The following is a 13,620-nucleotide window of genomic DNA, read 5'->3' as shown; positions in this document are numbered from 1 at the left end:
GTTACCGTTCGACTTGCATGTGTAAGGCATGCCGCCAGCGTTCAATCTGAGCCAGGATCAAACTCTACAGTTCGATCTTGAATTTTTTGTGCCCCGAAGGACACCACTCATAAAACGGAATTGAAGTGAACTTCACTTCTCTTCTCATGAGCGTTTTAAGGCCTAAGCCTTGTTCTAAAAGAACTTGGCAATCGCCTTCCAACGCCCACGCTTATCGGCTGTAATTTTTTAATGATCCCGTCGACTTCCAGCCCCTCAGGACCTTCTTTCAACTCAGCTCGCTGCGATCAGCGAAGCCTTGAATTCTAGCACGATTTTTTAACTTATCGGCAAAAGTTTCGAAGATTTTTCAACCTTCCCGCCACCCACACCCGCCATCTCTCAACAGCCGCCGTGTCCAGCGAAGCCCTCTATTCTGTCACAACTTTCAGCACCAACCAGACTTCAATCAGAATTTTTTTCACAACCACCGGCAAAAACCAGCACCGCTCAAACAACCCCAACCCCACCCAGTCAGCCCCGACCTTGCTACGGATCCGAGACCTCCCCACCTCGCCAACCACTCCCAAAAGAGCAGCCTTGCGTTGAAGGGAGGCGAATTATGGCATGGAAAAACGCACGCGGCAAACTCGCGCTTAAAAATCGGATGGAACAGGAAAAAGCGGCGGGTCACGCAGGCCGCTCGAGAGGCCATGCGGCCCGAGCCACGCCGGCCGTTGCAAGCATCCTGTGTGCCCTGTGAGGGAAGCCGGGCAAATCATCCGTACGCCTCCTCCGGAATCGCGCGCCGCTCCTGCTCCTGCTCCTGCTCCTGCTCCTGCTCCTGCTCCTGCTCCTGCTCCTGCTCCTGCTCCTGCTCCTGCTCCTGCTCCTGCTCCTGCTCCTGCTCCTGCTCCTGCTCCTGCTCCTGCTCCTGCTCCTGCTCCTGCTCCTGCTCCTGCTCCTGCTCCTGCTCCTGCTCCTGCTCCTGCTCCTGCTCCTGCTCCTGCTTTCCCGGCATCCCTTTAGCTTGTCTTCCGGCCTTCTCTATAGATAGACAGCAAACGCGTTGCCGTCCCTGTCGACGGGCAGACAGAAGAGAGGCGGAGACAGTGGTCGTGCAAGACCACCGCCGCATCAATCAATCGTCCTGCCGCAGCCTGAGCACGCGTTGTTCGAACTCGTGGGCAGGCATCGGGCGGCCGAACAGGTAGCCCTGGGCTTGCGGGCAGCCCTTCTCCTTGAGTCGGCGGCATTGGTCTTCGGTTTCGATGCCCTCGGCGGTCACCGTCAGACCCAGACGGTTGCCCAGATAGATCACGGCCTGGACGATGGCCGCATCTTCGTCAGACTCTTCGATGGCCTGGATGAAGGTCTGGTCGATCTTGAGCTTGCTCAGGGGATAACGCTTGAGCAGGCTCAACGATGCGTAGCCGGTGCCGTAGTCGTCGAATGCAATGCCGACACCGGCCTTGCGCAGTTCGACAAGCGGGGCCGTGATGACATCGTCATGGCGAAGAATGATGTTCTCGGTGATCTCGAGCTCGAGGGCCTGGGGCGACAGACCGGTCTCCTCGAGCAGGTCGATGACGATGCCCGCCAGATTGCCTTTGCGGAATTGAGCGCCGAACAGATTCACGGCAATGCCGAAGTCGGGATGACCCATCGTGCGCCAATAGGCCGTTTGCTGGCAAGCCTGGCGCAGCACCCACTCGCCGACGGGCACGGCCAGCGGACTGGCCTCCAAGGTGGACAGGAATGCGGCCGGATTGAGCAGGCCCTTAGCGGGATGTCGCCAGCGCAGCAAGGCCTCGGCGCCCACCACCCGGCCATCGGCGAGCGACACCAGGGGCTGGTAGAAAACCTCGAACTCCTGCCGGCTCAAGGCATCGGCCAGATCCAGCAGGTAGGCACGCTTGGCCGCGATGGCGTCGCGCAGATCCTGGGTGAAGAAGCGCCGGCACTGCTTGCCCTGGGATTTGGCGTCGTAGAGCGCCAGGTCGGCTCCCGACAGCAGTTCCTGCGCCGTGGCGCCATCCTTGGGGAACATGGCGATGCCCACGCTGGCACTGATATGCACGGGCTCGTCGTCGATCATGATGATCTGCCCCATCTTGTCGATGATGGCATCGGCGATGGCCCCCGCGCGAGCGGGATCGGGCAGGCGCCTCAACAGCACGGCAAACTCGTCGCCGCCCATGCGCGCCACGGTGTCGGATGTGCGGACGCAGGACTGGATGCGCTTCGCGGCCGCACACAACACGGCGTCGCCGGCCGGATGGCCCAAGGTGTCGTTGACATCCTTGAAGCCGTCGAGGTCGATCATCATGATCGAGACGCGGGATTCGTCCAGCAGGGCATCTTCGAGCCGGGCACGCAGCAGGGAACGGTTCGGCAGTTGAGTGAGCGGATCGATATGGGCGAGGTGGTAGAGCCTGGCCTCGTTACGCAGGCGCTCGGCGATGTCCCGGAAAACGGCGCAGTATGTAGGAATGCCCTCGCTGCGCCAGACCGATGCGGACAGCTCGAGCTGCAACGGACGCCCATTGGCATCGGAGAATTCGAACCTGGCCGTCTGGGAGTTGGTCAGCGAACGGTTGCCGGACGCCAGCACACGCAAGGTCGACAACAGATTGGCCGGTGCGACACTGCCGATGTTGCGCCCGAGCATGCGCTCTGCCGAGTGCCCCAGCAGTCGTTCGGCCGTGTGATTCCAGAACGTGACGGTGCCGTCCTCGGCAAGGCAGGCGATGGCATCGGGTGAATTGAACGCCATGGCCTCGAACAGGTTCTGGCTTTTCTGGCGGGCGAGTTCCAGCCGGCGCAACTCCAGCTTGTCGAGCGCCAGCGCGGCCAGGTCACGAAGATTGGAACGTTCGGCCTCGCTGAAACGGGGTCGGGCCTGGGTGTCGATGATGCAGAGGGTGCCCAGCACATGCCCTTTGGCACCGCGCAGCGGGCAACCGGCATAAAAACGGATGTAGGGTGGTCCGAGAACCAGCGCATTGCGTTCGAAGCGGGGATCGGCCAGTGCGTCGTGGACGACCAGCAACTCGTCGGAATCCAGGGCGTGGGCGCAGAAGGACGACTCCCGGTCGGTTTCGCAGACCGAAATGCCGCGGCTGCCGGCAAAGACCTGTCGCGCTTCCTCGACCAGGGACAGCAGGGCGATGGGCGCTTCGAAGATGCTCGTGGCCAGACTCAGAACGCGCTCGAAGCTCGGTTCGCTCATCCCGCTCTCGACGCCATATTCCTTGAGGGCGGCCAAACGCGCTTGCTCGTCCATCTCACCTCTCATGCAAACTCCTGCCGCAATCCTTGCCAGAAGACTCGATGCGCCTGGCTCGAGCCCCATTCCCTGCGACGAATGATAGACGCACGGCCCATGCAATGGCTATGGGAGTTGCCTGCATGCATTCGTGCGCGTCGCAGCCCCGCCACGTCGCCGTCCGCCGGTGGTGGTCGATCCCGGCCGGTCGGGGCCGCAAGCTTGTGCACGAGTGCCCCGATGCCTGCCGCCTCGCGATGCCGCATGATCTTGCTTCGAGCCACTCTCCGATCAAGGACACATCATGGGAACATCAGGAAAAGACCGCCGAATCGACAACATCGAGTTCAATGTCGGCGATATCGCGCGCAGCAAGGCGTTCTACGGCGGCGTGTTCAGCTGGACCTTCACGGACTACGGTCCCACCTATGCCGAGTTCACGGACGGCCGCCTGACCGGCGGCTTCACGACGGGCGAAGCGGTTCGTCCCGGCGGTCCGCTGATCATTCTGTACGCCGACGACCTGGCAGAGACCCAGCAGCGCGTCGAGGCTCATGGAGCGGCCATCAGCCGTCCGGTTTTCTCGTTTCCGGGTGGCCGCCGCTTCCATTTCATCGACCCGGACGGCTATGAACTGGCCGTTTGGTCGGAAGGCGCATGACGACCGCCGTGCGCCGAGCCAACCGTGGACGGCCCATCGTCCCGCTGGCTGCCGATCCTCGAAGGATCGAAGCACCCGGTCGTGATGCCCGCCCTGCGATGCCCAGATTCCGACGATAGGCGCTGTCGATGGCCTTTTGCCGGTCGCCTGCCTTTCACTGCCGTGTCGGGACAGATTGATTCGGCAAGGGGCGACCGATCACCTTTTCCCAATCCTCGAATTCGAGGGCCAGGCATTCTGATTTTCAGGATTCGGCAAGCAACATCCAATCATCCGGGCCATGGTTTCTGAAAATCTCGTCGAAATTCGATTCGAGGCCCACCGGCCTGGTTGCTTAAGGTGACCGTCAGCTTTTGACCGGAGAATGGCTGATCTGCTGGGTATTTGCCCGAATAATCCGCCGGATTCCATCTCCCTCCATGGAAATCGAATCCTGCGCAATATGCGCCGAATTCCGACTCAATCCAGCCGATTAGGCGTATCCTGACAGACATCCCATCGGCAAATCTTTGCTGTCAGGAGGGAAAATATCATGGCCCAAAATCTCACCGGCGTCTGGCTCGTGAAAACCTGGGCAAACGTAAAAACTCTCCGTGGTTTTCAACCTGGAGCCTGCATCGTCAGCCTCCGGCCGAAATCCACGACCCACACGAGAAAGTCCCCCAGGACGCTCCGCAGGCACTCCCCATCGATGGGTCGCCAGATGCTCTCGAATGGTTACGGGACCCGCGCATCCTGACACCCGCCGCGATCGCATGCGTCGTCGCCATCGCCCTGCTGCTTTACTTTCCCCTGCGCACGGCTTTGCCCGAGCTCATGCTGATGTCGGGAATCGTCGTGGGCGTCACCGGTTCCATGCTCTGGTACTGGCTGGACCCCCTCAGCCTCCTTTTAGAAACAGAGACGTGAGCGCCCTCCAGCCCGGTTCATCGACAGCACGCAGACCCTTCTCGGCGTCTTGAACCCGGCAGCGGCGACCTCGCCACGACGAGCCTTCGAACTCGCCGGAAAGGTATCCGCTCCATGCACCCGCTGCTTCAACGCATGCTCCGCCCCCCGGCCACGCCCATGGCCTGGACCGATCCATCCCCTGTACGAGAAGAACTCTTCGGCATCGAGCGCCTCGAGCAACACGCTCAGAGCCTGGCAGCGGCACAGGGAGTCACGGCACGGCCTCCACGGGTATTTGCCCTGCGCTCGAGATTGCACGACAACGCCCGTGCCTTGCTGGTGGCCTATCGGGCCAGTGCCGCAGAGATCGACAGAGGACACAGCGTGGTGCCGGCAGCCGAATGGCTGCTGGACAACTACCACCTCGTCGAGAAGCAGGTGCGCGAGATCCGCGACAGCCTGCCGCCGGACTACTACCGCCAGTTGCCCAAGCTCGCGGCGGGCCCGTTCGCCGGCTATCCACGGGTCTTCGGGCTGGCCTGGGCCTACGTGGCCCATACGGACAGCCACGTCGACATCGACAGCCTGCGCCGCTTCATCCTGGCCTATCAACGCGTGCAGCCCCTCACCATCGGTGAGTTGTGGGCCGTCGCGATCACGCTGCGCATCGTGCTGATCGAGAATCTGCGCCGGCTCAGCGATCAGATCACCAGCGGACGCTCGGCACGGGCCGATGCCGATCACCTGGCATCGCGCCTGCTCTCGCCGGGTTCGGCAGAGCGCTCGCTCGAGCAGGACATTGCAAGCCGTTCCAAACAACCGCTGTCCGAGCTGTTTGCAGCACAGCTGGTCAAGCGCCTGCGAGACCGCGACCCGCTGACCATGCCCGCCCTGGGCTGGCTGCGGGAGCGTCTGGCCCGGCAGTCGTCGTCTCCCGAAGCCGTGGTTCTGCGGGCCCAGCAGCGGCTGGGGGCGTCGAATGTGAGCGTGCGCAATGTGATCACCAGCATGCGGCTGATGTCGGACATGGACTGGGCGGCGCTCTTCGAGAGCGTGAGCCTGGTCGACGAGGCCCTGGGCGCCAGCAGCGCTTTCGGTTCCATGGATTTCGTGACCCGCAACCTCTATCGCAGCGCCATCGAGGAACTGGCACGCGGATCGGCCTGTTCGGAGCTCGACATTGCCCATCACGCGATTGCCGCCGCCCGGGCGGCTGGTGGCAAGTCTTCCGGCCATCCCTCCCCTGCCCCGGATCCCGTGGAAAGCGAACGCGCTGCCGACCCAGGCTATCACCTGCTGGCTGCAGGCCGCACCGCGCTCGAACGCACCATCGATTTCCATCCACCGCTGCGCCTGCGCGCCAGCCGCTGGCACCGAGGCAGAGGACCGGGCGGCTACATCGGTGGTCTTTGTCTCGTCACGGCCTCGATGCTGGCGGGGGTAGCGGCAGTCATGCCGGCCGTGCCCGGGCACACGGCCTTGCTGGCCCTGTGGCTGCTGACTCTGGCCCTGCCGGTCAGCGAAGTCGCCATGGCGGCGATCAACCGGCTGGTGGCCTGGCGATTCGGCGCCATGCCCCTGCCGGCGCTTGAGCTCGCCGACGGCATTCCCGCCAGCCTGCGAACCCTGGTCGCCGTGCCGACGCTGCTGGGCGGCGAGGAAGAACTGATCGAGCAGATCGAGCGGCTGGAGGTCCATTACCTGTCGGCGGGCCGCGGCGATCTCGTTTTCGCCTTGCTGCTCGACGGCGTCGACTGCACGCAGGCCGAACGTCCGGGCGACACCGAGCTGCTGACACGCGCCGCACGGGCGATCGAGACGCTCAACGTGCGACACGGGCCGTCCGCCGGTGGACCGCGTTTCCTGATGCTGCATCGCCGGCGGGTGTTCGATGCCACGCAGCAATGCTGGATGGGCTGGGAACGCAAACGCGGCAAGCTGCACGAGCTCAATCGCCTGTTGCGCGGCGCGACCGATACGACGTTCGTGGCCCTCGACGGTTCGACCCCGGCCGTGCCGTCGGGCGTTCGTTATGTGCTCACGCTGGATGCCGACACCCGGCTGCCGCGCGATGCGGCTTTGCGGCTGGTCGGCAAGATGGCTCACTCGCTCAATCGTCCACGGTTCGACCCTGCATTGCAGCGCGTGGTGGGCGGCTACGCCATCCTTCAGCCCCGCGTGACGCCGTCCTTGCCGTTGGCCGGCCTGGGTTCGTTCTACCAGTGGATCAGCTCGGGGCCCGGCGGCATGGATCCGTATGCCATGCCCGTGTCCGATGTCTACCAGGATCTTTTCGGCGAGGGCTCTTACACGGGCAAAGGCATCTACGACATCGACGCATTCGAAAGCGCGCTCGCGGGGCGTGTGCCCGACGACACCCTGCTCAGCCATGATCTGCTCGAGGGGCTGTTTGCACGAGCCGGGCTGGCCTCGGACATCGAGCTGGTCGAAGACGCCCCGGCGCGCTACGACGTCGGCGCCCGCCGCCTGCATCGCTGGACACGCGGCGACTGGCAACTGCTGCCGTGGGTGACCGGTCGGCACATCGGCATCACGGCGCTCGGCCGCTGGAAACTGCTGGACAACCTGCGACGCTCGGCGCTGGTGCCCTTCACGATGGCTGCGCTGGTCTGCGGCTGGCTGTTGCCTTGGCCCGCTGCGGGCGTGTCCACGCTGATGGTCCTGGCCACACTGGCGCTTCCGGCATTTCTGCCGGCGTTCGGCGCCTTGCGTCCCTCCCGGGTGGATATCCGCTGGCACAGTCGCCTGGCCTCGCTCGCGTCGGACGTGCGGATGGCAGGCCTGCAGACGCTGCTGGCCGTGGTCTTTCTGGCCGACCGCACCTGGCGGACGATGGATGCGGTGCTGCGCACGCTGGCACGCCTGCATGTCACCCGCCGTCACCTGCTCGAGTGGACGACCTCTGCGCAATCGGCCCAGGGGCCGCGGCTCACGCTGGCGGGCTTCTACCGCCAGATGGGCTGGGGCTGTGCACTGGGCTGCGCGCTGGGTCTGATGGCACTGCTGCTGTCGGTTGCACCGGGGCTGCCGGTCGGTATCCTCATCGTGTCGTTCGTGAGCATCTGGTTGGTTGCGCCCGCCGTGGCACTCGAGGCCAGCCGCCCGCCCAAGCCGAAGCGGCAGCTCAGCGCCTCGCCCGAACAGAACCGGGCCTTGCGCCAGATCGCCCGGGAGACCTGGCGCTACTTCGAGACTTTCGTCAGCCCGCAGGAACACATGCTGCCGCCCGACAACTTCCAGGAAGACCCGAAGCCCACCATTGCCCACCGAACCTCGCCCACCAACATCGGGCTGTACCTGCTGGCTGCCGTGTCTGCCCGGGACTTCGGCTGGGCAGGCACCGGGGCCACCGCGACCCGGCTGGAACAAACGTTCGACACCCTCGCCACGCTGACACGCTGGCGAGGCCATTTCTACAACTGGTACGACACGCGCAGCCTGCAGGCCCTCGAACCCGCCTATGTCTCGTCGGTCGACAGCGGCAACTTCGCCGGGCATCTGATCGCGCTGGCGAACGCCTGCGACGAATGGCAGGACGGCGTGCCCAGCCCGATGGTGCGCCAGGGCTTGCAGGACACGCTGCGGTTGGCACGACGGGCGCTCGACGACACCGCGACGCCGGGCAGCGCGCACGACACGGCGATCCGCGCCGCGCTCGACGGCATGGACAGGCAACTGGAGGGCTCGCGCGGCATTGCCGCGCTGGCGCCGGCGATCAGCCACCAGGCGCGCAAGGCCGCCCATGCCGCACGGACGCTGCAGCCCGCCGAGTCGGCAGCAGACCTGGTGTTCTGGCTCGAAGCCCTGGCCAACGCCGCAGCAGAACATGCAAACGACATTCCGACAACCGCCACTGCAGCCGATACGCCCGACGCCTCTCCACCGCTACAGGCCAACGGCCCTCTTGCCCTGCGCTTGCAGGCGCTGGCGGCCACGGCTCGCAAAATGGCAGGGGCGATGGACTTTGCCGTGCTGCTCGACCGGCAGCGCAAGCTGCTGTCGATCGGCCTCCGGCCTGCCGACCACAGCCTCGACGAGAACTGCTACGACCTGCTGGCTTCCGAGGCACGGCTGGCCAGCCTGTTCGCCATTGCCAAGGGCGATGCGCCGACCAAACACTGGTTCAGGCTGGACCGCACCGCGATTCCCGTGGGCAGCGGGTCGGCGTTGGTCTCGTGGTCGGGCTCGATGTTCGAGTACCTGATGCCGTCGCTGGTGATGCGCGCGCCGGCCGGTAGCCTGCTCGAACAGACCAGCCGGCTGGCCGTTCAGCGGCAAATGACCTATGCGCGGGCGCTGCGTCTGCCCTGGGGGATTTCGGAGTCCTCGTACAACGCGCGCGACCTGTCCCTCACCTATCAGTACTCCAACTTCGGCGTACCCGGCCTGGGTCTCAAGCGCGGCCTGTCAGACAACTGGGTGATCGCGCCCTATGCGACCGGCCTGGCCACGATGGTCGATCTGCACGCGGCCTGCCGCAACTTCGAACACCTCGCCACGTGGGGTGCTCGGGGCCGCTATGGCTTCTACGAAGCGCTCGACTTCACGCCTCAGCGCCTGCCCGAGGGAGAGACCGTCGCCATCGTGCGCAGCTACATGGCCCATCACCAGGGCATGACCATCGTCGCCATCGGCAACGCGCTCCACGATGCACAGATGCGGTCGCGATTTCATCGCGAGCCCATGATCCAGGCCTGCGAGCTGCTGCTTCAGGAACGTGTGCCGCGCAACGTGGCAACCGAACCGCCGCGTGCCGAACAAGTCCATGCATCCCACGAAGCCGATGCCCCGGCACCGTCCGTGCGCCGCCTCGATCCGTTCGAGCGGGATCGGCAGCCGGTCACTCAGTTGCTGTCGAACGGCCGCTATGCCGTGATGCTCACCGCCAGCGGCGGCGGCTACAGCCGTTGGCAGGGCCTGGCGATCACGCGCTGGCGAGAAGACGCCACACGCGACCCATGGGGCGCCTTCGTCTATCTGCGGGATGTCGCCAGCGGCCAGGCGTGGTCGGCGACGGCGCAGCCCCTGCCGGGAGCCGCCGAGCCCGGTCAGGTGGTCTTCGGGGAAGACTACGCGAGCTACTCTCGCCTGCACGGCCATCTGGGCTCGGTCCTCGACGTGCTGGTTTCTGGCGAGCACGACGGCGAGGTCCGCCGGCTGACTCTCAACAACCACGGCCGCAAGTCCTGCGAGATCGACGTGACTTCGTTCGCGGAAATCGTGCTTGGACCTGCCGCCGCGGACCAGGCACATCCCGCGTTTTCCAAGCTCTTCGTGATCACCGAGTACCTGCCGGAGTTCGGCGCATTGATCGCCACGCGGCGACCGCGATCGCCCGAAGACACGCCGGTCTGGGCGGCGCATTTCGCCGTGGTCGATGGCGAGCTCACAGCCGAGCCCCAGCACGAGAGCGATCGCGCGCGTTTCATGGGCCGGGGACGCAGTCTGGCCGATGCCCGCGTGATCCGAGACGGCAGGCCGCTCTCCAACACCACGGGCACCGTCCTCGACCCGGTCTTTGCCTTGCGCCGCAGAGTTCGCATCGAACCGGGCGGTCTTGCCAGGATGGCCTTCTGGACGATGGTCGCTTCCAGCCGCGAACAGTTGCTGGACCTGATCGACCAGCACCACGAACACAACGCTTTCGAGCGTGCGAAAACCCTGGCCTGGACCCAAGCCCAGGTGCAGTTGCGCCATCTCGGCATCCACGCCGACGAGGCTGCGGATTTCCAGCGCCTGGCCGCTGCGCTGCTTTACAGCGATCGCCGCTTTCGTCCCGGCCCCGATGCGCTGCGCTCGGGTGCCGGGCCGCAATCGGGCCTCTGGACACTGGGCGTTTCGGGCGACCGGCCGATCGTGCTGCTGCGCATCGACGACACCGACGATCTGCCGCAGGTTCGTCAGTTGCTGCGGGCCCATGAGTACTGGCGCATGAAACAGGTCTCCGTCGATCTGGTCGTTCTCAACGAGCGCAGCTCGTCTTATGTGCAGGACCTGCAGGTCGCCATCGAGACCGCCGTGCGCAGTCCGCGTTTTGTGGGCGAGGCCTCGCTCGGCAGCGTCTACACGCTGCGGGCCGACCTGCTGAGCGTCGAGACCCGTTCGCTGCTGCAGTCGGTCGCACGGGTGGTCCTGCTGGCACGCCGTGGGTCGATCGCAGAACAGCTGCTGCGCCTGACGCCGGCCACCGGCACGCTCGACACGATCTCGCCCTTGCCGGCCATGGCTTCTTCGGTGATGCCGGCAGGTCGGCAATCGGGGCCTCGGCCTTGGCGAACCGCCCAGGCCCGGCATATGCCGATCGCAGACCTCGACACGGGCAAGTTGGAATTCTTCAACGGCCTGGGCGGTTTTGGCGAACAGGGGCGCGAGTACATCGTCCGTCTGACCGACGGCGCGACGACCCCCATGCCATGGATCAACGTGGTCGCCAATCCGGCCTTCGGTCTTCATGTTTCGGCAGACGGCAGCGGCTACACCTGGGCAGAAAACAGCCGGGAGAATCAGTTGACGCCCTGGTCCAACGACCCGGTCGGCGACCCGTGCGGCGAAGCTTTCTATGTACGCGACATGGTCGGCGGCGCACTGTGGACCCCGACGGCACAGCCTCTGCGCGACGAGGGTGTGTATGTGGCCCGCCATGGCCAAGGCTACAGCCGCTTCGACCACCAGGCCGACGGCATCGCCATGGCCCTGATCCAGTACGTGCCCCGTGAAGATCCCGTCAAGATTTCGCGCCTGACACTGCACAACCGGTCGGCTCGTCCTCGGCAGTTGTCGGTCACCGCCTATGCGGAATGGGTGCTGGGCCCCTCGCGCGCAGCCACGGCGCCGTTCATCGCCACCGCCATCGATCCGCTCACGGGTGCCCTGCTGGCCTGCAACAGCTGGAGCAACGCGTATCCGGGCCGGGTGGCATTTGCCGATCTGGGTGGACAGCACACCACCTGGACGGCCGATCGCAGCGAGTTCCTGGGTCACCTGGGCAGCCCCGGCGCGCCGGCCGCGCTGCTCGGGCTGGGCCGGCTGTCCGGTCGGGTCGGGCCGGGCTTCGATCCCTGCTCGGCTCTGCAGAGCGACGCCATCCGGCTCGAACCCGGTGAATCGGTCGAAATCATGGGGCTGCTGGGCCAGGCCGCATCGATCGCCGAGGCGCAGGCGCTGATCATGCGGTACCGCACGGCCGATCTCGATGCAGTGCTGGACGACGTCGCCGCCCACTGGCGGGATGTGCTGGGCGCCGTGCAGGTCCGCACGCCGGACCGGGCCATGGACATCATGCTCAACGACTGGCTGCTGTATCAGACCATCGTCTGCCGGCTCTGGGCCCGCTCGGCGTTCTACCAGGCCAGCGGGGCATATGGCTTTCGCGATCAGTTGCAGGATGGCATGGCCCTGTCTCTCGCCATGCCCGAGGCCACGCGAGCCCACATCCTGCGCGCCGCCGGGCGGCAATTCATCGAAGGCGACGTGCAGCACTGGTGGCTGCCGCCGAGCGGCATCGGGGTGCGCACACACATCTCGGACGACCGCGTGTGGCTGGCCTATGCGACGGCCGACTACATCGGCAGTTCGGGCGACATGGCCATTCTCGACGAGCCCGTCCGCTACCTCGACGGGCCTCCGCTGAAGGCCGGTGAAACCGACGCGTTCTTCCAGCCGATGGCTTCGGACACGCACGAGACCCTGTTTGCGCACTGCGCACGCGCACTCGACCAGAGCCTGGCACTGACCAGTGCCCGCGGCCTGCCGCTGATCGGAACAGGCGACTGGAACGACGGCTTCAATCGCCTGGGCGCCGAGGGACGCGGCGAAAGCGTCTGGCTGGGTTGGCTGCTGATCCGTACGCTGGTCCAGTTCTCGACCCTGGCGGAAAACCGCCCCGACTCGCAAAGCCAGGCTTGCGCAGCACGCTGGCGAGACCATGCAGAAACCGTGCGTGCCGCCATCGAACGCGAGGCCTGGGACGGCCATTGGTACCGGCGGGCCACCGACGACAGCGGCGCCTGGCTGGGCTCCGTCGCCAGCGGCGACTGCCGCATCGACGCCATCGCCCAGTCCTGGGCCGTGCTGTCGCAGCGCGCGGCACCAGAAAGAGCCGCGCAGGCCATGGCCTCGCTCGATCGGCACCTGACGCAACGCGATCAGGGACTGGCCCTGCTGTTCACTCCGCCTTTCGACCACACGCCCCCCGACCCGGGCTACATCAGCGGTTATCCCCCCGGCATTCGAGAAAACGGCGGACAGTACACCCACGCCGCGATCTGGACGATCCTCGCGCACGCCGAACGCGGTGACGGCGACGCGGCGCACGATCTGTTTGCCATGCTCAACCCGATCCATCATGCGCGGACCCCCGAGCAGGTGGCTCGCTACAAGGTCGAACCGTATGTCATGGCTGCGGACATCTACTCCGTCGCGCCCCATGCCGGACGCGGGGGCTGGACCTGGTACACCGGCTCGTCGGCGTGGATGTACAGGGCCGGCATCGAAGGCCTGCTGGGCCTGCGTCGCCAAGGCCGGATGCTGCGGGTGCGGCCTTGCATCCCGCTCGACTGGCCCGGCTTCGAAGCCACCGTCACCGTCGACGGCGTATGTCACACCGTGCGGGTGGATCAGCAGTTGCAGGGCGCCGCCACCGGATCTTGTCGTGCCTGGCTGGATGGACAACCGGCCGACTGGGACGAGGCCGGCGTGCAGATGCCGCTGGATGCGACGCCCCACGTGCTGTGCCTGTCGATCGGTCGCAGCACGAAGACGGACAGTGCCGGTGGGCGCGCCGCGTCGCCGTAGAATCATG

4 protein-coding genes and 1 rRNA gene are annotated in these 13,620 nt (G+C 65.5%); 2 read left to right on the top strand and 3 right to left on the bottom strand.

Translation table 11 applies throughout. The features are described 5' to 3' along the window. From EC845_RS12655 to EC845_RS12645, 3 genes are all read right to left on the bottom strand, one after another. Positions 1-73: ribosomal RNA gene (locus EC845_RS12655) — 16S ribosomal RNA — on the bottom strand; the annotation flags it as partial. Between the two features lie 684 nt (positions 74-757). Further along, positions 758-1,000, bottom strand: a complete 243-nt coding sequence (locus tag EC845_RS22365; RefSeq protein ID WP_158615687.1) for a hypothetical protein — start codon at positions 998-1,000, stop codon at positions 758-760. A gap of 120 nt (positions 1,001-1,120) precedes the next feature. Continuing rightward, a complete protein-coding gene (locus tag EC845_RS12645; RefSeq protein ID WP_123298439.1) occupies positions 1,121-3,277 on the bottom strand; it encodes a bifunctional diguanylate cyclase/phosphodiesterase in 2,157 nt (718 codons plus the stop codon). Between the two features lie 274 nt (positions 3,278-3,551). Between EC845_RS12645 and EC845_RS12640 the strand changes: the two genes are divergently transcribed. Both EC845_RS12640 and EC845_RS12635 read left to right on the top strand, forming a co-directional pair. Continuing rightward, positions 3,552-3,908, top strand: coding sequence for a VOC family protein (locus EC845_RS12640; protein ID WP_123298438.1), 357 nt, complete (start codon positions 3,552-3,554; stop codon positions 3,906-3,908). 1,023 nt (positions 3,909-4,931) lie between these two features. Beyond that, positions 4,932-13,613: a GH36-type glycosyl hydrolase domain-containing protein gene (locus EC845_RS12635; protein WP_123298437.1), complete on the top strand. Its 8,682-nt coding sequence runs from the start codon at positions 4,932-4,934 to the stop codon at positions 13,611-13,613. Positions 13,614-13,620: the final 7 nt, after the last annotated feature.

The organism is Comamonas sp. BIGb0124, from assembly GCF_003752175.1.
Classification (GTDB): domain Bacteria; phylum Pseudomonadota; class Gammaproteobacteria; order Burkholderiales; family Burkholderiaceae_C; genus Comamonas_F.
This window is presented reverse-complemented; position numbering and strand designations above follow the sequence as displayed.

What these genes read in the sequence shown, in the direction of transcription:
- EC845_RS12640 (WP_123298438.1), top strand. Translation starts at nt 3,552, where the DNA reads ATGGGAACATCAGGAAAAGACCGCCGAATCGACAACATCGAGTTCAAT.
- EC845_RS22365 (WP_158615687.1), bottom strand. Translation starts at nt 1,000, where the DNA reads ATGCCGGGAAAGCAGGAGCAGGAGCAGGAGCAGGAGCAGGAGCAGGAG.
- EC845_RS12645 (WP_123298439.1), bottom strand. Translation starts at nt 3,277, where the DNA reads ATGAGAGGTGAGATGGACGAGCAAGCGCGTTTGGCCGCCCTCAAGGAA.
- EC845_RS12635 (WP_123298437.1), top strand. Translation starts at nt 4,932, where the DNA reads ATGCACCCGCTGCTTCAACGCATGCTCCGCCCCCCGGCCACGCCCATG.